Source organism: Microvirga arabica (assembly GCF_016811235.1).
GTDB classification, from domain to species: domain Bacteria; phylum Pseudomonadota; class Alphaproteobacteria; order Rhizobiales; family Beijerinckiaceae; genus Microvirga; species Microvirga arabica.
In genome coordinates, this window is record NZ_JAFBID010000021.1 from 1 (window position 1) to 23,234 (window position 23,234).

The following is a 23,234-nucleotide window of genomic DNA, read 5'->3' on the forward strand; positions in this document are numbered from 1 at the left end:
CTCGTCAGGCTCATAACCTGAAGGTCACAGGTTCAAATCCTGTCCCCGCAACCAAAACACACTACACACAACACAAGCCCCCACGGGAAACCATGGGGGCTTCGTCATGTCTGGACCCGGCTTGAACTCAACAGACGCGGCCAAATCGCTGAAGAAGTCCGGGGACGGCCGAACCAGATACAGCCGCAGAATACAAGAAGCCTTGCGCATAGTGACAGCCGAGACGCGCAAGAGCTCATCGGCACGCTAGTCTTCGTCTGATATCAAGATAAATTCGGTCAGGGGCCAACCCTCCTCAATAGGTCACTGCCAACGGCCGTAGACGAAGACAGAATTCCCGTTAGAGTGGAGCGGAACCGTATCGGAAGCGGTCTATCCTTCACGAGGGGAGTACATGTCCATGACCATGACACGCCGCGACTTGGCCAAGATCGGCCTCGGACTGGGCGCCGCAGCGGCTCTCGGCCGCAATGCCTTCGCACAAGCGCCTGCCTTCTTCAGGATTGGAACAGGCGGCACGGCTGGCACCTATTACCCCGTCGGCGGGCTCATCGCGAATGCGGTGTCGAATCCGCCCCGCCTCGTTCTGACGGCCCAGGCCTCCAACGGTTCGGTGGCCAACGTGAACTCCATCGCGTCGGGCGCGCTCGAATCCGGCTTCAGCCAGGCGGACGTGGCCTATTGGGCCTATACCGGAACAGGTCTCTTCGAGGGCAAGGGAAAGATCGAGGATCTGCGCCTTCTGGCCAATCTCTACCCTGAGAGCATTCATCTCGTGGCGGCGAAGTCCGCCAACATCAAGTCCGTTGCCGATCTCAAGGGCAAGCGCGTCTCTCTTGACGAGCCGGGCTCGGGCACGCTCGTGGATGCCAGGATCATCCTCTCCGGCTGGGGTCTTAAGGAATCAGACGTGAAGGCCGACTTCCTGAAGCCCAACCAGGCGGCCGAGCGCATGCGTGACGGCGGACTGGATGCCTTCTTCTTCGTCGGCGGCTACCCAACCAGCGCCATCACGGAACTCGCCGCCACGGGCGGCGGCATCGATCTCGTTCCCCTGTCCGGGGCCGAGGCGGAGGCGATCCGCAAGCAGTACAGCTTCTTCGCCGCCGACGAGATCCCGGCCGGAACCTACAAGGATGTCGGCGCGGTGAAGACGCTTGCGGTGGGCGCCCAGTGGGTCACCTCCGCCAAGGTGCCCGACACGGTCGTCTACGACGTCGTGAAGGGCCTCTGGAGCGACAAGACCCGTGCGGCTCTGGATGCCGGTCATGCCAAGGGCAAGCTGATCCGCAAGGACACCGCGCTCGCCGGCGCCGGCATCCCGGTCCATCCGGGCGCCGAGCGCTTCTACAAGGAAGCCGGCCTCCTCAAGGGCTGATTCTCCTCTGACTGTTAATCCAAGCCTCCCGCGGCGGACGTCGCGGGAGGCGCTTTGCTTCCAGCCCGAGACCCCACCATGACCGCTACCGATGCCCAGACGCTCATTGAGGATCGCAGCCTCGAGGAGAAGTTCGATCCCGAGATGCGCTTCCGGCCCTTGCCTACAGGGACCGCGTGGCTGGTGGCAGGCCTTCTGTTGGCTCTCTCGTTCTTCCACTATTACACGGCCGGATTCGGATTGCTGCGCGAGGCGACCCATCGCGGCATCCACATGGCCTTCGTGCTCGGCCTGATCTTCCTCGTCTTCTCGGCATCCAAGAAGGATTATGAGCGGATCGCCCCGTCGAACTGGTGGCGCCCGGGCAGCATCTCGCTTGTGGATTGGGCGTTCGCCATCGCGGCGGCAGCCGCGAGCCTCTATGTTCCGTGGATCTTCAACGAGCTGGCGTTCCGCGTCGGCAATCCGTCCACGACCGACGTGGTCATGGGCACGATCCTGATCCTCGTGTTGCTGGAGGCGACACGCCGCTCGGTGGGGTGGCCGCTCCCGGTCATCTCGATCGGCGTGATGCTCTACGCCTATTTCGGTCCCTCGATGCCCGGCATCCTTCAGCATCCCGGCGCGTCGTGGTCCAACATCGTCAACCACCTCTATCTCACGAGCCAGGGCATCTATGGCATCGCCCTTGGAGTTGTGGCCACCTACGTGTTCCACTACGTGCTCTTCGGCGTGCTGGCGACGCGGGTCGGCCTAGGCAAGCTCTTCATCGATCTCGCCACCGTCGTCGCGGGGCGCTTTGCCGGCGGACCGGCGAAGGTGTCGATCTTCGGATCGGCTCTGTTCGGAATGATCTCCGGCTCGTCCATCGCCAACACGGTGACGGTCGGCTCGCTCACGATCCCGGCCATGATCCGGGTCGGCTACCAGCGCCATTTCGCGGCCGCGGTCGAATCCGCTGCCTCGACCGGCGGCCAGATCACGCCGCCGATCATGGGGGCCGCGGCCTTCCTGATGGTCGAGTTCCTGAACATGTCGTACCAGACCATCATCCTGGCGGCGCTCGTGCCGGCATGCATGCATTTTTTCGGCGTGTTCATGCAGGTTCATCTCGAGGCCAAGCGGTCGGGCCTGAAGGGGCTGCCCGCGGAGGAATTGCCGAAGGCCGCCCAGGTCATCCGCGAGGGATGGCAGACCATCATGCCCCTGGCGGTGCTGCTGATCGTTCTGTTCTCCGGCTTCACCCCCTATCTCGCGGCCTTCTGGGGCATCACCGCCTGCCTCGTCGTCGGCGCCTCGCGGGTGCCGGTCATCACCCTTGGTTTCCTCGCCGCCGTCGTTGCGGGCATTGCCACAGGCGTGCTCACGCAGCTCATCTTCGTAGGGCCGGTGCTGGCCTTCGTGCTGGCGCTTCTGGTCTATACCTTCGTCAGGAGCGAGGCCGGCAAGGCGGTGGTGTTCGACCTGATCGACGCCTTCGTGGTCGGAGCGAAATACGCCATCGGCGTCGGCGCGGCCGCGGCGACGGTGGGCATCATCGTGGGCATCGTCACGCTCACGGGCGTGGGCTTCAAGATCTCCTTCATCGTCACGTCCTTCGCGGCCCAGCTGGCGCAGACCTTCACGGACTTGATCCCGTTGGCGCTGACCGATGTGCAGGGGATGACGCTGTTCTTCACCCTGTTGATGACGGCGATCGTCTGCATCCTTCTGGGCTGCGGCGTGCCGACCACGGCGAACTACATCATCATGGTGACGGTGGCGGCGCCCGCTCTCGGCCTTCTCGGCGTCCAGCCGCTCGTGGCGCACTTCTTCGTGTTCTATTACGGGGTGCTCGCCGACATCACGCCGCCTGTGGCGCTGGCGGCCTATGCGGGGGCCAGCATGGCAGGCGCCGACCCGTTCAGAACGGGCAATACGGCGTTCCGCCTCGGGCTCGGCAAGGTGCTGGTGCCGTTCGTCTTCGTCTACGGGCCGGCCATGCTCCTCGTCACCCCCGAGTTCACGTGGCCTGGGTTCCTTTTCGTCGTGGGCGGCGCCGTCACGGGCATCATGTTCCTGTCGGCAGCCTTCGCCGGCTATGGGCTGGCCGCAATGCGGGCCTGGGAGCGCTGGCTCATCGGCCTTGCGGCCCTGCCTATCATCGCCCCCGATCCGCGGACAACCCTGATCGGCCTTGCCATGGCGGCACCGGTCGCCGTGTCCCAAATTCTCAAGGCTCGGACTGCCGCGGTGGCGAAACCCGCCTGACGAGGTGGGGCGTTGTTGCAGGCCCTCGCAGTTTGGGAACCTGAACCATTCGGCGGCGCTCCCGTTGTTCTTGGCTTGGTGCAAAGATCGCAGGAGGGCCGCATGGTCGATTACCGGAAGCTGTTGGACGCATTCATCGGAACCATCGGCCGCCCCGACCCGTCAAACCCGGGCCAGCCGGCGCAAGGGGGCGTGCGGCAGCAGGTCGAGAGAGGCGTCACCCAGGTCACCGGCCAGTCGCCCGATCAGCTCCTCCAGAAGGCCAAGGACTTCGCCACGCAGCATCCGGGTCTGACCCAGACGGCGCTCGTCGGCCTGGCCGGGCTCCTGTTCAGAGGACGCAAGAAGAGCAAGCTCACCGGCAACTTGGTCAAGCTCGGCGGGCTCGCGGTGATCGGCGGGCTGGCCTACAGGGCCTATCAGAACCAGCAGGCGGCCAAGGGCTCCGCCGCTGGCGGGGCAGGCGGGGCAACCGTCCCGACCATGGACGGGACCCAGGCCGCAGCGGCCGAGATGCCCGCATCCCAGGCGTATCAAGCGGTTGAGCAATCCGCCCTCAGTGTGCCGGAAACCTCGCGTTTCCACCCCGTATCCCAGACCGAGGACGATGCGCTCCTGTTCCTGCGCACCATGGTGGCTGCCGCAGCGGCCGATGGGCATATCGACGAGGCGGAGCGGTCGCGAATCGTCAAAGGCCTGACCGAAGCCGGAATCGATCCGGAGGCGACCCGCTGGCTCGACACCGAGATGGCCTCTCCCGCCGATGTGGAGGAGCTTGCCGCGAACGTGAACGATCCGGAAAAGGCCGCTCAGGTCTATTCGGCAGCCCGCATCGCCATCGATCCCGACACCATCCAGGAGCGCGAGTTCCTGAACCAGCTGGCAGAGGCGCTCGATCTCGATCCGGCCGTCAGAGCGCAGATCGACGATACGGCAGGCGCGCTGAGCTGAAGCGCGTCAGAGCGGCGAGGTTTTCCCCAGGGGCCTGATGGTCTGGTACTTTACCGTGGTCTGCCTGCCGCCTCCCTCCTCGTAGCGCTTGGCCAGCACGAAGCCGAGATCGGGCGAATACAGGTCCGTCACTTCGGACGTGACCTTGCCCTCGGCATTGAGATAGCGGTTGCGCACGATCAGCACGTTGTAGGAGCAGGAGCCGAGCTGGAACTGCTCCTGGCCTGTCACGGTGAGTTCGAGAGATACCAGGGCACCAATCTTCTCGGGCTGAGCTAACGCATAGGTAATGGCGCGGCGAGCCTTCAGCTCGAGAGGGAACACGGTTCGCAAATCCGAGACCGGAATGTTGATGCTGCGCGCTGTGTCGTCGAAGCGGCTGATCGGGAAGAAGCCCCGGTAGTAGAGAACGTGCTGCTTCTTTCCGCTCGGGTACGAATTCACCACATGGACGAAATGGTTCGGGGCTGGCCGAACCTCGGCGGTGGTTCCCTGCTGCTCCAGAATATAGCCCAGCTTCGCTGTCTGTGCCGTTGGGCAGTCATTCGCTGAAGCCGTCGACACAAAAGAGACCGCAAGGATCGGAAGGAGCGCGTATCGAAACATGGCTGGGCTGCTCGGGGTTGGATGTGGGCAAGCTCAAGTGATGAGTCTCTATATGAAATTCTATAACGCGATGCACTTATCTTGAAAATGCCGGCTCGACCCTGAGGCTGAGCTTCGATGAAAATATTTCTCAAGGCTTAGCGGCAACTTTCGTCAGGGGATGGTTGATCTTGCCCTCTGTCCCGGATCAAATACCCGTCGATCCGATCACCGATCTCCAAAAGGACATGAAGAATGGCTGAGAGGCCTCACCGTCGCACTCCCGATCAGCTTCGCTCACGGCTGTGGTTCGACAATCCGGACAATCCGGGCATGACGGCGCTGTACCTGGAGCGCTACCTGAACTTCGGCCTCACGGGCAAGGAGCTGCAGGGCAAGAAGCCGATCATCGGCATCGCGCAGACGGGCTCCGACCTGTCCCCTTGCAACCGGCACCATCTCGATCTCGCCAAGCGCGTGCGCGACGGCATCACGGCGGCCGGCGGCGTCGCCTTCGAGTTCCCGTGCCACCCGATTCAGGAGACCGGCAAGCGTCCGACCGCCTGCCTCGACCGCAACCTCGCCTATCTCTCCCTCGTCGAGGTGCTGTACGGCTATCCGCTCGATGGTGTCGTGCTGCTCACCGGCTGCGACAAGACCATGCCGGCCTGCCTCATGGCGGCGGCCACCGTGAACATTCCGGCGATCTCGCTCAATGTCGGGCCGATGCTCAACGGTTGGCACCAGGGCGAGCGCACAGGCTCCGGCACTATCGTGTGGAAGGCGCGCGAGCGCCATGCGGCCGGCGACATCGACTATCAGCAATTCATCGACATCGTCGGCTCTTCGGCTCCCTCCGTCGGTCACTGCAACACCATGGGCACCGCTTCTACGATGAACGCGCTGGCCGAGGCGCTCGGCATGTCGCTGCCGGGTTCGGCGGCCGTTCCCGCGCCTTACCGCGAGCGCGGGCAGATGGCCTATGAGACGGGCAGGCGCATCGTCGACATGGTGTGGGAGGATCTGAAGCCCTCCGACATCATGACCCGCGAGGCGTTCGAGAACGTGATCGTCGCCAATGCGGCGATCGGCGGCTCCACCAATGCGCCGATCCACATCAACGCGATTGCCAAGCATATCGGCGTGCCGCTCGATTGTGACGACTGGGAACGAATCGGCTTCGAGATCCCGCTGCTCGTGAACGTGCAGCCTGCGGGCGAATATCTTGGCGAGGAATACTTCCGCGCCGGCGGCCTGCCGGCCGTGATGGCCGAGCTGATCGGGGCCGGCAAGATCCACGAGGATGCGCTCACCTGCACCGGTACCACCATCGGCGAGAATTGCCGCGGCAAGCACACCTGGGATCACGACGTGATCCGCTCCTACGACAATCCGTTGAAGGAGAAGGCCGGCTTCTTGAATCTGAAGGGCACGCTGTTCGATTCCGCGATCATGAAGACGAGCGTGATCAGCCCCGAATTCCAAGAGCGCTATCTCAACAATCCGGAGGATCCGAACGCCTTCGAGGGCCGCGTCGTCGTGTTCGACGGGCCGGAGGATTATCACCACCGCATCGACGATCCGGCGCTCAACATCGACGAGCACACGATCCTGATCATGCGCGGCGCTGGTCCTGTCGGTTATCCAGGTGCGGCCGAAGTGGTGAACATGCAGCCTCCGGGCTCGCTCATCAAACGCGGCGTTCTCTCGTTGCCGTGCATCGGCGACGGCCGTCAGTCCGGCACATCCGGCACGCCGTCGATCCTGAATGCCTCGCCGGAGGCTGCTGTCGGCGGCGGGCTGGCGCTGCTGCAGTCGGGCGATCGCATCCGCATCGATCTCAATAAGCGCAGCGCCGACATTCTTCTCTCACCGGAAGAGCTGGAGAAGCGTCGCGCCGATCTTGAGGCGCGGGGCGGCTATGCCTATCCGGCGAGCCAGACGCCCTGGCAGGAGATCCAGCGCTCCATGGTCGATCAGCTCTCCGAGGGCATGACCCTGAAGCCGGCCGTGAAGTACCAGAAGGTCGCGCAGACCTTCGGCGTGCCGCGCGACAATCACTAGCGAGCAGCGAGGGCAGTCATGAACAGGCTTCAAGGAAAGACCGCCCTCGTGACGGCGGCAGGGCAGGGGATCGGACGCGCCATTGCGGAGGCTTTCCTCCGCGAGAGCGCGACGGTCTGGGCGACGGACCTGGATGTGGCGAAGCTGGAGGGGCTCGAGGGCGCGCAGAAGCGCAGGCTCGACGTGCTCTCGAATGAAGGCGTCGAGCAACTCGTGACGGAGGCCGGATCCTTCGACATCCTCGTCAATGCGGCGGGCTTCGTGCATCACGGCACGATCCTCGAATGTTCGGACAAGGATTGGGACTTTTCCTTCGACCTGAACGTGCGGTCCATGCACCGCACGATCAGGGCGGTGCTGCCGGGCATGCTGGAGAGGGGCCGCGGGTCGATCGTCAATATCGCGTCCGGTGCCTCCTCCGTGCGCGGCATTCCCAACCGCTATGTGTACGGCACGACGAAGGCGGCGGTGATCGGCCTCACCAAGGCCGTGGCGGCCGATTTCATCAAGCGCGGCATCCGGGCCAATGCGATCTGCCCCGGCACGATCCAATCGCCGTCGCTTGACGAGCGGATCGCCGCCCAGGCCGAGAGCTCCGGCCAGAGCCTGGAGACTGTGCGCCAAGCCTTCGTCGACCGCCAGCCCATGGGCCGGCTCGGCACGGCGGAAGAGGTGGCGGCGCTTGCCGTGTATCTCGCGTCGGATGAGGCGAGCTACACGACCGGGCATATCCACCTAGTCGATGGTGGGTTTGCGCTTTAGCGTCGCTCCTCATAAGCGCCAAGTGTCATCCCCGGCGGCTGTAGGCCGGGAATGACACCCTCCTCGTCATGGCCGGGCTTGTCCCGGCCATCACGTCTTCATCGGCGACAAAGACGTGGATCCCCAGAACAAGTCCGGGGATGACGAAGAGGCGATGTCAGGAAAAGGTTTGGACTATCCAGCTTTGTAAGGCGTCTCCGGCACCGGCGTCAGCGGTCCCTTGCCCTCAACCCACGAGACGATGTTGTCGGCCACGAGCTTGCCCATGGCGTTGCGGGTATGGACCGAGGCGGACGCGATGTGGGGCAGGAGCACCACGTGCTCCATATCGATCAGCTCCTGCGGCACGCGCGGCTCATCCTCATAAACGTCGAGGCCGGCACTGAGAATGGTTCCGGACCTGAGGGCCTCGATCAGCGCCTGCTCGTCCACCACGGTGCCGCGCGCCACGTTGATCAGCACGCCGTTGGGGCCGAGAGCCTTCAGCACATCCGCATTGATCAGATGGCGTGTCGCGGCGCCTCCCGGCGTGATGACGATGAGCACGTCGCACGCCTCCGCGAGGCCGGTGACCGTCGGATGATAGGGATAGGCCACGTCATCCTGCTGCGTGCGCCCGTGATAGGCGATGCTCACGTCGAAGCCCGCGAGGCGCCGTGCGATGGCCTTGCCGATGCGCCCGAGACCGACGATGCCGACCTTCCGCTCACGTAAGGTTGTCGAGAGCGGGAAGGAGGCTTTCAGCCATTGCCCCTCGCGTAAGTAACGGTCGGCCTGCGGGATCTTGCGCAGGGTTGCCAGCAGCAGGCCGATGGTGAGGTCCGCCACCTCGTCATCGAGAACGCCGGGCGTGTTGGTGACGACGATGCCGCGCCGGGCTGCCTCCACCGCATCGACGTTGTCGTAGCCGACGCCGAAGCTCGAGATAATCTCCACATTCGGCAGCCGGTCGAGGAGCGAAGCCTCGAGGCGTCCGTAGAGGGTGCTGGTGGCAACGCCGCGGATGCGCGGGCCGACTTCCTTGAGAAACGCCTCCTGGTCCGGCTGCTCCCAGAGCCGATGCAGCGTGCAGGCTTTCTCCAGCGTGTCGATTACGATCGGCATCATCGGCGCGGTCATCAGGATGTCGGTGCGGCTCATGGGGTTTCCTGTTGCTGTCTGGGATCAGGGAATGGCGCAGCGTGCGGCGGCACCGCGGCGCAGGGCCTCGTCGATGGTTTTGGCCTGCTGCTGGAGTGCGGTCTTCACATCCTGGGGCAGGTCGAGCCAATGGCAACCGCGCAGGGCCGCCTCCAGGGCATAGAGAGCATTGAGGTTGACCTGGCGGGGCACCATGAACTTGAGGCGACGATAGGCCTCGACAGCCCCGATGGAGCGCAACTCGCCCTCGGTCCGGATGCCCGCCTCCCTCAGCCAGCCCTGCGTGACGGGTCCGACCCCGGGCAGGGTATCGACGGGGGCATCGCTCATGAAGGCGTCTCCGGCTGGTTTCGTTTCGCGCGTTCGCGGGAGAGCAAGTAGAGCCTCGATGCGATCACGATTCCAGCCCCGACGAAGGTCCAAGAATCGGGCCAGTCGCCGAACAGGATGTAGCCGAGCGCGAGCATCCAGACGATCTGGCTGTAGATGAAGGGCGCCAGGATCGCCGCCGGGGCTCGGGCATGGGCAAGAACCAGCAGCCAGTGGCCGAAGGCGCCATAGAAGCCTGTTGTGGCCAGGAGAAACCAGACGAGCGGCGACGAGGGCGTGGACCAGATCCAGGGCAGGGCCGGTGTCACGAGCACGATGCCGGCGACGCTCGAATAGAGCGTCGTGGTCGCAATCGAATCGCTCGAGGCGAGCATGCGGGTCACGATGTTGTAGAAGGCATAGGCCACGGAGCCCGCTAGCGACAGCAGGGCTGCGGGATGCATGGTGCCGAGGCCTGGCCGTGTGATGACCAGAATGCCGACGAACCCGACCGCGATGGCGGTCAGACGCTGCCAGCCGATGCGCTCTCCCAGGATGGGGGCCGCCAGCAGGGCCACCAGCAGGGGCGTCGCGAAAATGATGGATTGGGTCTCCACCAACTGCAGGTACTTCAGGGCAAGGAAATTGCACAGGGTCGAGGCGAGGAGCAGAAAGGAGCGGAGGAGCTGAAGGGGAAGGCGGCGCGTCCTGAGCGCTCCCGGCTGGGTGCGCGGGTTGATGACCAGGAACGTGAGCAGGGCCGCCGACATGTAGCGGGCCCAGACCGTCACCATGGGGTCGACGGATTGGTTCACCCATTTGGCCGTGGCATCGAGACAGGAGAAGCAGAACAGGGCCGCGCACATGAGGCCGATGCCGATCATGCGGTTACGGCGCTGCGAGACTGGCGTGGGCTGGGACATGGAGACGGTATCGGCCATCAGACGATGCTAGCCGCAGCTTCATCCCGATGCGAATACCCGCAGCGCACGCCCCTCGTGCGCCGCAGACAAGGGTGCGTGGTCGTCAGGCCGTTGCGGCCAGCTCCGGCTCGCTGGCCTCAAGCCCGTCGACCTCGTCGTCGCTCTCGGTCTCGAAGCCGGTCTGATCGGCACCGGTGAAGCCGGCGAGGTTCTTGGCGGCGCGGCGCAGGAGCTTGCGCAGGCGCTTGCGGTCCTTGTTGTCGAAGCCTTGGAGCAACTCGCCCTCGACCTCGTCCCAGAGAGCGTCGATGGCAGCGGCCTTGCGCTTGCCCTCCTTGGTGAGCTTCACCCGTACGACCCGGGCGTCGCCCGGCTCCGTGTGGCGCTCCACCAGCTTGAGGGCCGACAGGCGCGAGACCGTCTTGGAGGCAGTCGGCGGGCGCACCCGCAGGATGGCCGCGAGTTCGCCCATGGTCATGGGACCGGAATTGCCCAATGCCTGGAGCACCTGCTCCTGGCCGGCGAACAGGCCGAGTTCGGAGAGCTTGTCGCCCGTGCGGCTTCGATGCAGGCGCGAGGCTTGAACCAGAGCCCATCCGACGCTCTTGGTGCCCGGATGCTTGTTGTCGGTGTCCATGGTCCCTCGCTGCTCGAAGCGTTGCCTTCTGTACCATGACCGGGAGTCATGACGGTACGATGACAAGCCGGCTCATTGTTCACAGGCTAAGGAAATCTGCCGGTCATCTCTGCATCGTGAGGGCACTTTCGTGCCAGCGGCGGAGCAGCAGGTGGCTGATGCCTGCGAGCAGGAGGTAGAGGCCGATGCCGGTGAGGGCCAGGAGCACGAGGGCTGCAAAGAGACGGGGGATGTTGAGACGGTACTGGCTCTCAATGATGCGGTAAGCCAGTCCCGAGCCTGCGCCGGCGGAGCCTGCCGCCATCTCGGCCACCACAGCGCCGATGAGCGAGAGCCCGCCGGCGATCCTCAACCCCGCCAGGAAGGCCGGCAGGGCGGCCGGACGGCGCAGGTACCACAGGGCCTTGAGCCTGGACCGGAAGCGCGCAAGGGGCCTGCGGGATGCAGGCGCGCCGTAGAGCGCGAACAGTTCCATTAGGTTGCGGTCGACCGATTGCAGCCCGAGCATCGTGTTCGACAGAACCGGAAAGAAGGCAACGAGCCAGGCGCAGGTGAGAACCGCCACATCCTGCGGCATGTAGATCAGGAGCAGCGGCGCGATGGCAATGACCGGCGTGACCTGCAGCACGACCGCAAAGGGATAGAGCGAGTATTCCACGATCCGCGACAGGCTCAGGATGACGGCGAGAAGGACGCCGCCGAGCACGGCCAGAACAAGCCCGAGAAGCGTCGTCTGTAACGTCGTCAGCAGCGAAGCCTGCAGGAGCGGCCAGTCGGTCACCATGGTCGTGCCGATCAGGCTTGGGGCCGGCAGGATGTAGGGCGGGATGCCACTCAAGCGCACCGCGGCTTCCCAAGATGCGATCACCGCCGCGAAGATCATCACCGGCAGGATAATTCTCAAGGGACTGGAGGACGCTGTCATCACGCGTGCTCCTCTGCACTCTGCTCCAGCAGGATCTGCGAGATCTCTCCGCATAGGGCCGCATAGCGGGGGCTGGTGCGGAAATCTTTCGCACGTGGCCCTGGCATTTCGCCGACGACCTCCGCAACGACGCGTCCGGGACGCGGAGACATGATGGCGATGCGGCTTGACAGATAGGCGCTCTCATAGACCGAGTGCGTCACGAACATGATCGTGCAACGCAGATCATTCTGCAGCTTGAGGAGATCGTCGTTCAGTTTGAAACGCGTGATCTCGTCAAGCGCCGCGAAAGGCTCGTCCATGAGGAGCAGGCGTGGTCTCAGGGAGAGCGCCCGCGCAATCGACACGCGCATCTTCATGCCGCCCGAAAGCTCGCGCGGGTACGCTTTCGCGAAATCCTGCAGGCCGACGAGCGCGAGGCTTTCGGCGATGCGCTCCTGCGCGTCTCGTCGCGACAGGCCGCGCAGGCGCAGCGGCAGCCAGACATTATCCGCAACATTCGCCCAGGGCATCAGCGTCGGTTCCTGAAACACGAAGCCGATCTCGCTGCGGTGATCCTCATGGGCAGAGCCCGGCCACGTCACGTGTCCTGCGGTCGGCTCGGCCAGTCCGGCGATGAGGCGCAGCGCCGTCGACTTCCCGCAACCGGAAGGGCCGAGGAGCGACACGAATTCGCCCGCGCGAATATCGAGATCGAAGCCGTATAGCGCCGTCACGCCATTGGCGAACACCTTGCTGACGCCATGCAGGGAAACGAGCGTGGATGCGGGCGCGTTCATGGGATCCAGCAGCGCCGTGTGAGCCGGCGCCGCATTCCTCTATTTTCTCAAGCTCATGCCAACGCCCTTGTTCACGAACTGGAGCGTATAGGCTTTGCGGTAGTCGAGATCGGGCTTGAAGAGACCGGCCTTCACCATCTTGTCGAAGAAGTCCTTCATGCGCGCATCCGTCATGGCGCCGATGCCGAGCGTTTGCGCGTCGCCGGAATCGACGATGCCGTACTCCTTCATCTTGGCATGGGAATAAGCCAGCAGTTCGTCGGTCATCTCCGGGTTGTCGCGTTTGATGAGTTCCCTGGCCTTGGCGTTATCGGCATACAGATAATTGTACCAGCCGATGGTGGAGGCATCGACGAAGCGCTGCACGAGGTCGAGGTTCTTCTCCACCATCTCGCGGCGCGTCTCGACTGTGGTGGAATAGGAGCTGAAGCCGTGATCGGCGAGCAGGAAAACATTGGGCTTGAAGCCTGCGGCCTTCTCGATGGTGAGTGGCTCCGACGTGACATAGCCCTGCTGCACGGCTCGCTTGTTGGCGATGAAAGGCGCCGGGTTGAAGCCGAAAGGCTTCACCTGTTCGTCCCTGAAGCCGTGCTCGGCCTTCATCCACTGGAAGAAGGTGGCGGCCGCATCCTTGGAGAGCAGGATGTCGTTGGATGTCTTCAGATCCGCGAAGGTGTCGAGCCCCTGGCCAGGATGGCTCATGAGCACCTGCGGCTCCTTCTGGAAGTGGGCCGCGACGACGATGGTCGGGATGTCCTTCTCCACCGCCGAGAAGGCTTGGATCATGCTGCCGCCCATGTAGAAATCGAGCTTGCCGACCGTCATGAGCATGCGGTTGCTGGCCCGTGGGCCGCCCGGCACGATGGTGACCTTCAGGCCGTACTTCTCGTAAGTGCCGTCGGCGAGAGCTTGGTAATAGCCGCCATGCTCGCCCTGTGCGAGCCAGTTGGTGCCGAAGGTCACTTCCGTCAGCGGCTGCGCCAGGGCGGTTCCGCCCAAGCAGGCTGCAAGCGCTCCCATGATCCAGGCGTTCAGCTTCATCGGCACTCACCCTCCGCAGGCCATGGTCAACGGCCAGCTTTCCGAGGCACAGCTTCTGCGCGGTTCGATGGGGCTTGGCAAGGGTGGTTGTCATCCCCGGCGGTCCGCAGGCTGGGAAGGGGATCCACTCACAGGCGCGGCGCTATGGATTCCCTTCCCCTCCGCTAAGCTCCGGCCGGGAATGATACCGAGAGGATCACTCCACGAACCAGGGGTAAGTCCAGGTTTCCGTCAGGGCCCGGTTGCCGGCGCGCAGGAAGGCGCGCAGATCCGTGGACTGGCCGGGCTCCAGCCGCACGTCGATGGCGGCGCGGAAGCCGTCGATGTGAGGGTTGGGCATGATGAAGGTGTTGGTGATCTGGCCCGTGGACGTGGAAGGAACCAGCTGCACCTGCTCCGGAGCGCTGAAGTAATAGGACAGGTCGCCTCCGGCGAAATCGACGATGAAGCGGCGATGCCGGGGATCGCTCGGCGCGTTTGAGCCGCTGGCGCGGGGCGGCGTCTGGAAGGTGTTTACCGCCTTGCCGCCCGGATGCATGCCGCCGATAGCCGCCGCGGCCCGAAGGCGATAGGCAATAACGACCTCCTGTCCCGGTTCGTAAGGCCGGTTCGGCTGCCAATAGGCAACGATGTTGTCCTGGGTCTCGTCCGCCGTCGGGATCTCGACCAGCTCGACCCAGCCTTCCCCCCACTGGCCCACGGGCTCCACCCAGTAGCCCGGCCGCTGGTGGTAATGCGCCTCCAGGTCCTGGTAGTGCTCGAACACCCGGTCACGCTGCATCAGGCCGAAGCCGCGGGGATTGTTGTCGCTGAAGGACGAGATCGTCTTCTTGGCGGGATTGCGGATAGGGCGCCAGATCCATTCGCCGGCGCCCGAGTGCATGAGCAGGCCGTCGGAATCGTGCAGCTCCATCCGGAAATCGTCGGTGGGCTTCCGGTCGTTTTCGCCCCCGAAATACATGGAGGTGAGGGGTGCCAGGCCGACATTGGTGAGAGGCTGACGCGGGAAGAGCGTGGCCGTGACGTCGATGGTGGTCTCTTTCGACGGATAGATGTCGAATCGATAGGCGCCGGCGACGGACGGGCTGTCGAGGAGGGCGAAGATCACCGCGCGGTCGTCGTTGGGCTTGGGCATCTCCACCCAGAACTCACGGAAATGCGGGAATTCCTCCGCCTCGCCGCCTTCCACATTGATCGCAAGCCCCCGAGCCGAGAGACCGTATTTCTGGCCGGCACCCAGGAAGCGGAAATAGCTCGCCCCCAGGAAGGCGATGAGCTCGTCCATCACCTTCGGGTCGTTCAGCGGGTAATGCAGCCGGAAGCCGGCAAAGCCGAGATTGACGGGCAGCGGCCGCTCGATCTTGTTGCGGCCGTAGTCGAACAGCTCCCGCTGATAGGGCACGGGGGTGGGCACGCCGTCGCGGATGATGTTGACCGTCACCGGGCGTGGGTAGAGGAAGCCGAGATGAAAGAGATGCATCCGGAACGGCCCGTTGCCCGAGCCGAGCAGCGCCCTGTCCGTGCGGAAGCGGATGTCGCGGTAATCGTCGAAGCTGAGCCGGTTCAGGGGCTCCGGCAACTGGGAGGGTGGGGCCTCGAAGGGGGCTGTCGACAGTTCGCGGGCCCGGCGCACCACGTCCTCGTAGCGGAACGGGTTGGGCTGCGGCACGCCGTTCTGCTGTGCGAAAGCTTGGCTTGACGCGGACAGCGCCGTGGCTGCGAGCAGGCTTTGCAGAAGGGTGCGGCGGGACAGGTTCATCATGGCGGTGGAGCGGTTCTCGTCTTGGAAAAGGCGGGGCTCTGGAGCCCGGGATATGGGGCTTTATCCCTCATCCGTGTAGCTCGGCCGCTTAATGGAGGCTGAATGGTGATGCGGGCAAGACACAGCTCCCGGCAGGGTTAAAAAAATTCCTCGGAAGGCCTCAAAAACTCTTGTGGTCCAGGGCGAATATGCTTATCTCTCGCTTGCCCAATTTCGCACGTGCCTGTGGTCGTGTGTCGGTTGGTGGGCATCCGGACAAGAGGCCGGACAGCCGCCCGAGAGCGAACTAGCTCTCGATACCCCTAACCGGCAGCCGGAGGCGAAAACCGGCGTACCTCGTTCTCAACGGGGGACGCGACTTAAAGCAACGACGAACGGGCTTTTTTGGTCTCGTTGGCCCTCCAAAGGTCAACACCGAAGAGGCTTGTTTATCATTGCCAGGCGTGCGGATGGAGTATCCCCATCCAATCCAAGGCAGCATCGTCGGGTGAAGAGCCCATCGCGCTTGTCGTGTCTCCATCGCACGAAGCGGGATGCCATCTTCCCTCGCTGACGCCGGACGGCAGGAAATCCTGATCGTCTGAACTTCAATCCGGAGGCTCCACAAGACCTCCATTGAACCTTTGGTGGGGAGAGCGCCATGACTCAGCGCATCCGTGAATTTCTGCGCAACCGACGTGAGGACGGCCCGTGCGTGGTCGTCGACCTCGAGGTCGTGCGCGACAACTACTCCAAGTTTGCCCGTGCGCTCCCCGACACGCGTGTGTTCTACGCCGTGAAGGCGAACCCGGAGCCGCAGGTGCTCAAGCTCCTGGCCGAGCTCGGCTCGTGCTTCGACACCGCGTCCGTGGTCGAGATCCAGCTCGCGCTGGATGCCGGCGCCACGCCTGACCGCATCTCGTTCGGCAACACGATCAAGAAGGAGCGCGACATCGTTCGTGCGCTCGAGCTTGGCGTGCGCCTCTATGCGGTCGACTGCGAGGTCGAGGTCGAGAAGATCGCTCGTGCTGCAGAGACAGCCGGTATCGAGGCCTCCGACGTGAAGGTGTTCTGCCGCATCCTGTGCGACGGCGCTGGCGCCGAGTGGCCGCTCTCCCGCAAGTTCGGCTGCGTGCCCGAGATGGCCGTGGACGTGCTGGAGCATGCCTATCGTCAGGGTCTCGAGGCTTACGGCGTGTCGTTCCACGTGGGCTCGCAGCAGCGCAACACGGAGGCCTGGGATCAGGCTCTGGGTTCGGCGTCCGCGATCTTCCGTGAATGCGCGCACCGCGGCATCCACCTGTCGATGGTCAACCTCGGCGGCGGCTTCCCGACGAAGTACCTGAAGACGGTCCCGATGGTCGAAGCCTATGGCGAGTCGATCTTCCGGGCGCTGTCGAAGCACTTCGGCAACCGCATCCCGGAGACGATCATCGAGCCGGGCCGCGGCATGGTCGGCAACGCCGGCATGATCGAGGCCGAGGTCGTCCTGATCTCGAAGAAGAGCCAGGACGAGGACGAGGTGCGTTGGGTCTATCTCGACATCGGCAAGTTCGGCGGTCTCGCCGAGACGATGGACGAGTCGATCCGCTATCCGATCCTCAGCGAGCGCGACCACGACCGCAAGGTGCCTTGCGTGCTTGCCGGCCCGACCTGCGACTCGGCCGACGTTCTCTACGAGAAGGAGCCTTACCCGCTCCCCGTCTCGCTGGAGATCGGCGACAAGGTGCTGATCGAAGGCACGGGCGCCTACACGACCACCTACTCGGCGGTGGCGTTCAACGGCTTCCCGCCGCTGAAGTCCTACGTGATCTAACTCACGTCCCGCCTGCCTCAGTGATTTGAGGCAGGCATCAACCCCAAAGAAGTTGTCCCGGACGGCCGGTGCGATGTTCGCATTGGTGCGAGGGCTGTCGCTCACCCCACGCGTTCTGGGAGGCCACGGCCATGATCACGATTCGCGAAGAAACCTTCCACGATGTCGACGCGCGCGAGGCGCTGCTCGATGCCTGCTTCGGACCGGCCCGGTTCCAGAAGACCTGCGAGCGCCTGCGCGAGGGCAGGCTGCCGGCTGACGGCCTGTCGCTGGTCATCGACCGCGATGGCGAGGTCATCGGCACGGTGCGCCTGTGGCATGTCTCCGCCGGCCCGAACCGCGCGGCGCTGATGCTTGGCCCTATCGCCATCGATCCGTCCGTGCAAAGCCTCGGCCTCGGCGGGAAGCTTATGCGCGAGGCGCTCAAGCGTGCCGGTCAACTCGGCCACAAGGCGGTGCTGCTGGTGGGCGATGCGCCCTATTACGAGCGCTTCGGCTTCTCTACGGAGAAGACCGGCTCGCTATGGCTGCCCGGTCCTTACGAGCGTAACCGCTTCCTCGCGCTGGAGCTTGAACAGGGCTCCCTCGACGGTGCACGCGGTCTCGTCTCCGCCACCGGCGCCTCTGAGCAGAAGCCCGATCTCGGCGCTCTCGTGGCCGCTGCCGCGCAGGGTGCCTGGGCCGGCATCTACCAGACTCACTAACCTCTACCCTTCCGAGGGCCGCAACCGTGCGGCTCTCGGGTTCGGCAGCACGAAGGTGATGGCTGCCGCCGCCAGCATGTAGACGACGAAGCCGAGGCAGATCGCCTCCAGGCTGATTCCGGCATCGAACAGTATCCCGATAGCACCAGGTGTCGCGGCCGACGCCACAACCATGATCGCACCTGCCAGTGCACGAATTTTGCCGAGATGCGTGGTGCCGAACAGTTCCGCCAGAACGGCTGCGATCACCACATTGGTGCAGCCTGAGGTGAGACCGATCAAAGCGAAGAAAACGAGCGGCAGAAACGGGGCGTCGAACAGCGCGAGCGTCAGAGATGCTGCCGTCATGCCAACGAGATAAAAATGGCTGAGCCGTACCGCCCCGAATCGGTCGACGAAGCTGCCGGCCGACATGGCGACGACGACGGAGACCAGCGCGAAGAGCGTGATGCTGCTTGCCAGAAGCTCCAGGGACCAGCCCTTCACCTCGGCGATGAAGCGCTGGTGGAAGAAGTAGGCCGTCATGATGGCCGGATAGCCGATCATGGTGGGGACCAGCGCGAGAAAGCGCCAGTCGCGCAAGGTTTCGCTCCAGCTCGGCCCTGCTTCGCTTGAAGCCTTTTTCCGAGCGGATGCTTCAAGGTCCGGGTCTTTGCGCCTGATCAGAAATCCCAGCAGCCAGCCAAGGCCGAGAGCCACGATGATGGCAAGGGCAGCGCTGCGCCAAGTGCCGGTCCACCCGATTGCCGTGATCAGCGCGATGGCAATCGCCGGAAAGATCGCCTCGCCAGCCGGAAAGCCCAACGCTGCAACACCGAGAGCTCTCCCGCGCACGCCTTCATCGAGACGGGCGGTGCTCATCACGCCCGCATGACTCAGCATGCCCTGGCCGAAGAGGCGTAAGGCAAACAGGCTCAAGCCCAGCATGATCAGGTTGGGTGCGAGCGACAGGCTGAGCGCCGCTGCCGCCAAGCCGAGCATGGCCGTGGTGGCGTAAAGCCGGATATCGACCCGGTCGATGACGCTGCCGACCCAGATCATGAGCATGCCGGAGGAAAGCGTCGCAAGGGAGTAGATGGAGCCGAAGGCGCCATGGGTCAGCCCGAAGGCATTGCGGATGTCGGGCCCCGACAGGGAGATGAAGAAGGTCTGGCCGAAGGAGGACAGGAAGGTCAGGGCGAAGCCCAGGCCGATCACGCGCCCATGGCGCATGAGAAGGTGGTGGAATTTCATCGGTCGCGGTCAGCCTGAAGATGCCAAGGCTCGCCATCATGAAGCCTTGTTGCACGATGTCGAGGGGCGAATCCGCATGGCTGGAATGCCGTCTGTCACGCTCCCTTCGTGGTCCTCAGGGAAATTGCCCTTCGATCCGCATCTGGACCCCTGGGCATTGACCCCGGGGGCTCCTCAATCCTAGATGCGGCCAAATCCGCCATCCGGCGTTACCCATTTTCCATCGCTGCTTTCGTGAAGGAGACAGACCCGATGACCACTTGGCCCGTTCATGGTCGCATCAGCGGCCCTATTGTCATGATCGGCTTCGGCTCGATCGGCAAAGGCATGCTGCCCCTGATCGAGCGGCATTTCGAGTTCGACAAGAACCGGTTCACGGTCATCGATCCGGTCGACACCGACCGCAGCATGCTCGACGTGCGCGGCATCGACCTCGTTCATAAGGCTCTCACCCGCGAGAACTACCGCGAGATCCTCACTCCCCTGCTGACGGAGGGTGGCGGCCAGGGCTTCTGCGTGAACCTGTCGGTCGACACCTCCTCGCGGGACATCATGGAGCTGTGCCGGGAACTCGGCGCGCTCTACATCGATACAGTGGCCGAGCCATGGGCAGGCTTCTACTTCGACAAGGACGCAGGCCCTTCCGATCGCACCAACTACATGCTGCGCGAGAACATCCTCGATGCGCGCCGCCAGAACCCCGGCGGCCCCACGGCAGTGAATTGCTGCGGCGCCAATCCGGGCATGGTGTCCTGGTTCGTTAAGCAGGCGCTCCTCAACATCGCCAAGGATACTGGACTCGATCATGAGGAGCCGAAGACCCGTGAGGATTGGGCGCGCCTCATGCAGCGCGTGGGCGTGAAGGGCATCCACATCGCCGAGCGAGACACCCAGCGCGCGGAGAATCCCAAGCCCATGGGCGTCTTCGTGAACACCTGGTCCGTGGAGGGCTTCGTGTCCGAGGGCATGCAGCCGGCGGAGCTCGGCTGGGGCACGCACGAGACCTGGATGCCGGAGAACGGCCGCACGCACGACAAGGGCTGCGGCGCCGCGATCTACCTGCTCCAGCCCGGCGCCAACACCCGCGTGCGCTCCTGGTGCCCCACGCCCGGCCCGCAATACGGCTTCCTGGTCACGCACAACGAGGCGATCTCGATTGCCGATTACTTCACCGTGCGCGAGGGCGATAAGGTGGCCTACCGGCCGACCTGCCACTACGCCTACCATCCGTCGAACGACGCCGTGCTTTCCCTGCACGAGATGTTCGGCAATGCCGGCAAGGTGCAGGAGAAGCACCACATCCTCACCGAGGACGAGATTCAGGACGGCATCGACGAACTCGGCGTGCTGCTCTACGGCCACGGCAAGAACGCCTACTGGTACGGTTCGCAGCTCTCCATCGAGGAGACCCGCAAGCTCGCGCCCTACCAGAACGCCACTGGCCTCCAGGTGACCTCCGCGGTGCTCGCAGGCATGGTCTGGGCCCTGGAGAACCCGGAAGCCGGCATCGTGGAGGCCGACGACATCGACTTCCGCCGCTGCCTTCAGGTGCAGACGCCCTATCTCGGCCCGGTTGTCGGCGTCTATACGGACTGGACGCCGCTCGACGACCGCCCCGGCTTCTTCCCGGAGGACATCGACACCTCCGATCCGTGGCAGTTCCGGAACATTCTGGTGCGGTAACGATCAACACCCCGGCCGGTTCTCGGAGCCGGCCGGGATCGATACGGAACAGACCCGCATGCCCCACTTCGACGAATTCTACGCCAGCAAGCTCCGCGGCGGACTTGGCGTCACGGATGCCGACAGCGTGCTCGACCTGCGCGGCGCCTCGCGGGAGAAGGCGGCTGCCTCGATCCAGGACATGCTGGAGCGCAGCCGCTTCGCGCAGGCCAAAGCGGTCGCCATACAGCTCGATCCGCCGCCGGAGGGCGGAGGCGAGACGCTGTTCCAGCCCGTCGGCAAGGCGCTGCTCGAGGCCAAGAAGCGCGGCTGGATCGACCGGCTGCAGACTCTCCCGGCGCAGGATGGCCTGGGCTTCTACGTGGTTCTGGCCGGAAAGCCGGAGCGCGAGGCCTGAACCGATTTCTGCGGCCGGCGACGACGCCGGAAGAGGCTGCGCAGGAAGCCCGAGAGCAGAAGCAGGCCGCCCCAGACGGCGATGAAGCCGGCGGCTGCCGAGAGAAGGCCCTCCTCGGTGACCGGCACGGCCGGCTCGAAGTCGCGGGAGACCGCCTCCAAAATGTCCGTGTCGCCGTCGCGGACCATGAGGGCGATGCGGGAGAAGGAGCCGGCCTCCATCATGGCGGCACGATGGGCCTCGAGGCGCCCCAGGCGCTCCACATTGGCCTCCATGGCCGCGCCCTGGCGGCTGACGAAATCGTCCGTATTAGAGCGCAGGCGCGCAATGGCGCTCTCGCGCGTCTCCCCGCTCACTTGAGCATCCCTGTCGAAGCGTCCGATCACCTGTCGCAGCTCGTCGACCGCGCCGCCGAGTCGCTGGCGGTATTGCTGCGCGAACTCAGGCCCCTGCGAGGCGACCACGCCGCCCGACAGCCCTAATCCGAATGCGACGATACGAACGATCCGGGACACACCTGACCTCCTCAACCGTCAAGAGCGGCGAGGATATCCTGTTCCAAGACCTCGTCGAGAGGCTTGGGGACCTTGAGCGCCCGTGTCTTCTGCCCCGGCTCCATCACGAGGATGACCGTTTCGAGGCCGGGGCAGCCAGGGTCGTTGCAGGCGATCTCGTTCACTGCGAAAGCCGTCTCCGGCGAGGCCTGAAGGGCCGAGCGGGCGAGCTCCTTCACGCGATCAACCGCCTGCTTGTCGGGCTTGGGCAGACCGAAAGTCCCCCGCATGAAGGCACCGAAGAGAGCCACCGGCGACCTCATGCGGGCAGGGTCAGGACGCCGGCCTGGCCGTCCTCGCATCCGAAGGCGAGGCGCTTGCCGGGCTTATCCCAGGCCATCGCCGTGATGCCGCTGTCCTTGACGGCGGGGCGCACCAGAAGCTCGGAGGCGTCGGTGAGACGGATGAGCAGGATGCAGCCGTCCTCGTAGCCGACGGCCAGAACATAGGTGTTGGGATGGAAAGCTACCCGGCTGACCTTGGCATGCCTGACGCCGCATTCCCGCGGGGCCTTGCCCATAGGGCCTTCCTTCGACTCGAAGGGCCAGATGATGGCGGCTTCCGCGCCTGACGTGGCGAGCCACTTTCCGTCGCCGGACCAGGCGAAGGAGCGCGTCTTCGACGGGTAGCCGCTCATGCGCATGTGCCCCTTGTCGGGGATGAGCCGCCAGCCGTGGAGCGCGTTCTCCTGCATGGAGGTCACCACGAAACGGGCATCCGGCGACCAGGTGACGTCGATGTGGGAACCCTTCCATTCGAGCCCCTCGGGCTTGGCCTCCACGTTGGGAAACCACAGGGTGGCTCCGTTGTAATGCGAGATCGCCAGGCGGTAGCCCTTGGGCGCGAAGGCAAGGCCGCGGGCCGTCGAGGGAACCTCGAGAATCTTCTCCCGTCCCTTGTCGTCGCGGGCGATGACCTTCTTGCCCACCCCATAGGCGAAGGCGCCGCCCGCATTGACGGCAAGCGCGTCGATCCAGGCACCCTTGCTTTCCGCCAGGGTCTTGGTGGAGCCGTCAGCCCCTGTGACGGCCACGCGGCCATCGTCGCCACCTGTGACGAAGCGCTCGCCGTCGCAGGCTCCCACCAGAACCCCCGCATCCGGATGGGCCTCCACGCGGTGAGTCTCGCCGTCTTTTGCCAGCACGACTCCGCCGTCGCCGAGGCCGAAGGCCACCGTGCCCTTGAGCCAGCCGATGGCCGTCACATGGGCTCCCGCATCCACGGGTGTCACGCTTTGAGTCAGAGATGGAGCGGCGCCTGCAGTCATCGCACAATTCCTTCAGATGGGCTGCCCATAGCACAAAACCGCAAGGCGGGGGCAAGTCGTGGCATTGGGGTACGGTCCGGCAGATGTCCGGATGG

22 protein-coding genes are annotated in these 23,234 nt (G+C 64.5%); 9 read left to right on the top strand and 13 right to left on the bottom strand.

Translation table 11 applies throughout. From position 1 onward, the window contains the following. Positions 1-400: 400 nt before the first annotated feature. The 3 genes from JQC81_RS12830 to JQC81_RS12840 all read left to right on the top strand — a co-directional run bounded on the left by JQC81_RS12830 (position 401) and on the right by JQC81_RS12840 (position 4,579). Complete coding sequence (locus tag JQC81_RS12830; protein WP_203272204.1) at positions 401-1,378, top strand: TAXI family TRAP transporter solute-binding subunit; 978 nt, start codon at positions 401-403, stop codon at positions 1,376-1,378. Between the two features lie 78 nt (positions 1,379-1,456). Further along, positions 1,457-3,628 (top strand): TRAP transporter permease, encoded by a 2,172-nt coding sequence (locus tag JQC81_RS12835; protein WP_203272205.1) that lies wholly within the window; start codon positions 1,457-1,459, stop codon positions 3,626-3,628. Positions 3,629-3,730: 102 nt separating this feature from the next. Next, positions 3,731-4,579 (top strand): tellurite resistance TerB family protein, encoded by an 849-nt coding sequence (locus JQC81_RS12840; protein WP_203272206.1) that lies wholly within the window; start codon positions 3,731-3,733, stop codon positions 4,577-4,579. Positions 4,580-4,585: 6 nt separating this feature from the next. Here JQC81_RS12840 and JQC81_RS12845 read toward each other — a convergent pair whose 3' ends face one another. Continuing rightward, positions 4,586-5,185 (bottom strand): hypothetical protein, encoded by a 600-nt coding sequence (locus JQC81_RS12845; protein WP_203272207.1) that lies wholly within the window; start codon positions 5,183-5,185, stop codon positions 4,586-4,588. Between the two features lie 234 nt (positions 5,186-5,419). Between JQC81_RS12845 and JQC81_RS12850 the strand changes: the two genes are divergently transcribed. After that, positions 5,420-7,228, top strand: a complete 1,809-nt coding sequence (locus JQC81_RS12850; protein ID WP_203272208.1) for an IlvD/Edd family dehydratase — start codon at positions 5,420-5,422, stop codon at positions 7,226-7,228. 18 nt (positions 7,229-7,246) lie between these two features. Next, positions 7,247-7,990, top strand: coding sequence for an SDR family oxidoreductase (locus JQC81_RS12855; RefSeq protein WP_203272209.1), 744 nt, complete (start codon positions 7,247-7,249; stop codon positions 7,988-7,990). Between the two features lie 174 nt (positions 7,991-8,164). Here the strand turns inward: JQC81_RS12855 and JQC81_RS12860 are convergent, their stop codons facing one another. From JQC81_RS12860 to JQC81_RS12895, 8 genes are all read right to left on the bottom strand, one after another. Next, positions 8,165-9,130, bottom strand: coding sequence for a 2-hydroxyacid dehydrogenase (locus JQC81_RS12860; RefSeq protein WP_203272210.1), 966 nt, complete (start codon positions 9,128-9,130; stop codon positions 8,165-8,167). Between the two features lie 24 nt (positions 9,131-9,154). Next, positions 9,155-9,460: a TfoX/Sxy family protein gene (locus tag JQC81_RS12865; protein WP_203272211.1), complete on the bottom strand. Its 306-nt coding sequence runs from the start codon at positions 9,458-9,460 to the stop codon at positions 9,155-9,157. Next, positions 9,457-10,380 (bottom strand): DMT family transporter, encoded by a 924-nt coding sequence (locus JQC81_RS12870; protein ID WP_203272212.1) that lies wholly within the window; start codon positions 10,378-10,380, stop codon positions 9,457-9,459. Before JQC81_RS12870 ends, JQC81_RS12865 begins: the two co-directional genes overlap by 4 nt. Positions 10,381-10,465: 85 nt before the next feature. Further along, entirely contained in the window at positions 10,466-10,999 is a 534-nt protein-coding gene (locus JQC81_RS12875; RefSeq protein WP_203272213.1) for a MarR family winged helix-turn-helix transcriptional regulator, read from the bottom strand. Between the two features lie 103 nt (positions 11,000-11,102). Continuing rightward, positions 11,103-11,924, bottom strand: coding sequence for an ABC transporter permease (locus tag JQC81_RS12880; protein ID WP_203272214.1), 822 nt, complete (start codon positions 11,922-11,924; stop codon positions 11,103-11,105). Further along, positions 11,924-12,703 (bottom strand): ABC transporter ATP-binding protein, encoded by a 780-nt coding sequence (locus tag JQC81_RS12885; RefSeq protein WP_203272215.1) that lies wholly within the window; start codon positions 12,701-12,703, stop codon positions 11,924-11,926. Before JQC81_RS12885 ends, JQC81_RS12880 begins: the two co-directional genes overlap by 1 nt. Before the next feature lie 39 nt (positions 12,704-12,742). Next, entirely contained in the window at positions 12,743-13,744 is a 1,002-nt protein-coding gene (locus JQC81_RS12890; RefSeq protein WP_203272216.1) for an ABC transporter substrate-binding protein, read from the bottom strand. A gap of 196 nt (positions 13,745-13,940) precedes the next feature. Next, a complete protein-coding gene (locus JQC81_RS12895; RefSeq protein ID WP_203272217.1) occupies positions 13,941-15,506 on the bottom strand; it encodes an OpgD/OpgG family glucan biosynthesis protein in 1,566 nt (521 codons plus the stop codon). A gap of 640 nt (positions 15,507-16,146) precedes the next feature. Between JQC81_RS12895 and JQC81_RS12900 the strand changes: the two genes are divergently transcribed. After that, positions 16,147-17,301: a type III PLP-dependent enzyme gene (locus tag JQC81_RS12900; protein WP_190846183.1), complete on the top strand. Its 1,155-nt coding sequence runs from the start codon at positions 16,147-16,149 to the stop codon at positions 17,299-17,301. A 131-nt stretch (positions 17,302-17,432) separates the two neighbouring features. After that, entirely contained in the window at positions 17,433-18,005 is a 573-nt protein-coding gene (locus JQC81_RS12905) for a GNAT family N-acetyltransferase (RefSeq protein ID WP_203272218.1), read from the top strand. Between the two features lie 3 nt (positions 18,006-18,008). On the opposite strand, the gene JQC81_RS12910 is transcribed toward JQC81_RS12905, so the two are convergent. Next, complete coding sequence (locus JQC81_RS12910; RefSeq protein WP_203272219.1) at positions 18,009-19,238, bottom strand: MFS transporter; 1,230 nt, start codon at positions 19,236-19,238, stop codon at positions 18,009-18,011. A 252-nt stretch (positions 19,239-19,490) separates the two neighbouring features. Here JQC81_RS12910 and JQC81_RS12915 point away from each other — a divergent pair, with 252 nt between their 5' ends. Together JQC81_RS12915 and JQC81_RS12920 are read left to right on the top strand one after the other, a co-directional pair. Continuing rightward, complete coding sequence (locus JQC81_RS12915) at positions 19,491-20,921, top strand: homospermidine synthase (RefSeq protein WP_203272220.1); 1,431 nt, start codon at positions 19,491-19,493, stop codon at positions 20,919-20,921. A gap of 58 nt (positions 20,922-20,979) precedes the next feature. Then, positions 20,980-21,318 (top strand): hypothetical protein, encoded by a 339-nt coding sequence (locus JQC81_RS12920; RefSeq protein WP_203272221.1) that lies wholly within the window; start codon positions 20,980-20,982, stop codon positions 21,316-21,318. Here the strand turns inward: JQC81_RS12920 and JQC81_RS12925 are convergent. The 3 genes from JQC81_RS12925 to JQC81_RS12935 are packed head-to-tail and all read right to left on the bottom strand — an operon-like array spanning position 21,279 to position 23,139. Further along, the gene (locus JQC81_RS12925; protein WP_203272222.1) at positions 21,279-21,833 is read right to left on the bottom strand and encodes a DUF2937 family protein; all 555 of its coding nucleotides are present in this window, start codon (positions 21,831-21,833) and stop codon (positions 21,279-21,281) included. The genes JQC81_RS12920 and JQC81_RS12925 overlap by 40 nt on opposite strands. Before the next feature lie 11 nt (positions 21,834-21,844). Next, positions 21,845-22,123, bottom strand: a complete 279-nt coding sequence (locus JQC81_RS12930) for a hypothetical protein (protein WP_312887509.1) — start codon at positions 22,121-22,123, stop codon at positions 21,845-21,847. An 8-nt stretch (positions 22,124-22,131) separates the two neighbouring features. Continuing rightward, complete coding sequence (locus tag JQC81_RS12935) at positions 22,132-23,139, bottom strand: WD40 repeat domain-containing protein (protein ID WP_203272223.1); 1,008 nt, start codon at positions 23,137-23,139, stop codon at positions 22,132-22,134. Positions 23,140-23,234 lie beyond the last annotated feature (95 nt).

Coding starts and splice junctions, on each gene's coding strand:
- JQC81_RS12845 (WP_203272207.1), bottom strand. CDS start 5,185: ATGTTTCGATACGCGCTCCTTCCGATCCTTGCGGTCTCTTTTGTGTCG.
- JQC81_RS12840 (WP_203272206.1), top strand. CDS start 3,731: ATGGTCGATTACCGGAAGCTGTTGGACGCATTCATCGGAACCATCGGC.
- JQC81_RS12920 (WP_203272221.1), top strand. CDS start 20,980: ATGCCCCACTTCGACGAATTCTACGCCAGCAAGCTCCGCGGCGGACTT.
- JQC81_RS12910 (WP_203272219.1), bottom strand. CDS start 19,238: ATGAAATTCCACCACCTTCTCATGCGCCATGGGCGCGTGATCGGCCTG.
- JQC81_RS12870 (WP_203272212.1), bottom strand. CDS start 10,380: ATGGCCGATACCGTCTCCATGTCCCAGCCCACGCCAGTCTCGCAGCGC.
- JQC81_RS12935 (WP_203272223.1), bottom strand. CDS start 23,139: ATGACTGCAGGCGCCGCTCCATCTCTGACTCAAAGCGTGACACCCGTG.
- JQC81_RS12895 (WP_203272217.1), bottom strand. CDS start 15,506: ATGATGAACCTGTCCCGCCGCACCCTTCTGCAAAGCCTGCTCGCAGCC.
- JQC81_RS12855 (WP_203272209.1), top strand. CDS start 7,247: ATGAACAGGCTTCAAGGAAAGACCGCCCTCGTGACGGCGGCAGGGCAG.
- JQC81_RS12875 (WP_203272213.1), bottom strand. CDS start 10,999: ATGGACACCGACAACAAGCATCCGGGCACCAAGAGCGTCGGATGGGCT.
- JQC81_RS12915 (WP_203272220.1), top strand. CDS start 19,491: ATGACCACTTGGCCCGTTCATGGTCGCATCAGCGGCCCTATTGTCATG.
- JQC81_RS12830 (WP_203272204.1), top strand. CDS start 401: ATGACCATGACACGCCGCGACTTGGCCAAGATCGGCCTCGGACTGGGC.
- JQC81_RS12850 (WP_203272208.1), top strand. CDS start 5,420: ATGGCTGAGAGGCCTCACCGTCGCACTCCCGATCAGCTTCGCTCACGG.
- JQC81_RS12865 (WP_203272211.1), bottom strand. CDS start 9,460: ATGAGCGATGCCCCCGTCGATACCCTGCCCGGGGTCGGACCCGTCACG.
- JQC81_RS12885 (WP_203272215.1), bottom strand. CDS start 12,703: ATGAACGCGCCCGCATCCACGCTCGTTTCCCTGCATGGCGTCAGCAAG.
- JQC81_RS12880 (WP_203272214.1), bottom strand. CDS start 11,924: ATGACAGCGTCCTCCAGTCCCTTGAGAATTATCCTGCCGGTGATGATC.
- JQC81_RS12905 (WP_203272218.1), top strand. CDS start 17,433: ATGATCACGATTCGCGAAGAAACCTTCCACGATGTCGACGCGCGCGAG.
- JQC81_RS12835 (WP_203272205.1), top strand. CDS start 1,457: ATGACCGCTACCGATGCCCAGACGCTCATTGAGGATCGCAGCCTCGAG.
- JQC81_RS12860 (WP_203272210.1), bottom strand. CDS start 9,130: ATGAGCCGCACCGACATCCTGATGACCGCGCCGATGATGCCGATCGTA.
- JQC81_RS12900 (WP_190846183.1), top strand. CDS start 16,147: ATGACTCAGCGCATCCGTGAATTTCTGCGCAACCGACGTGAGGACGGC.
- JQC81_RS12890 (WP_203272216.1), bottom strand. CDS start 13,744: ATGAAGCTGAACGCCTGGATCATGGGAGCGCTTGCAGCCTGCTTGGGC.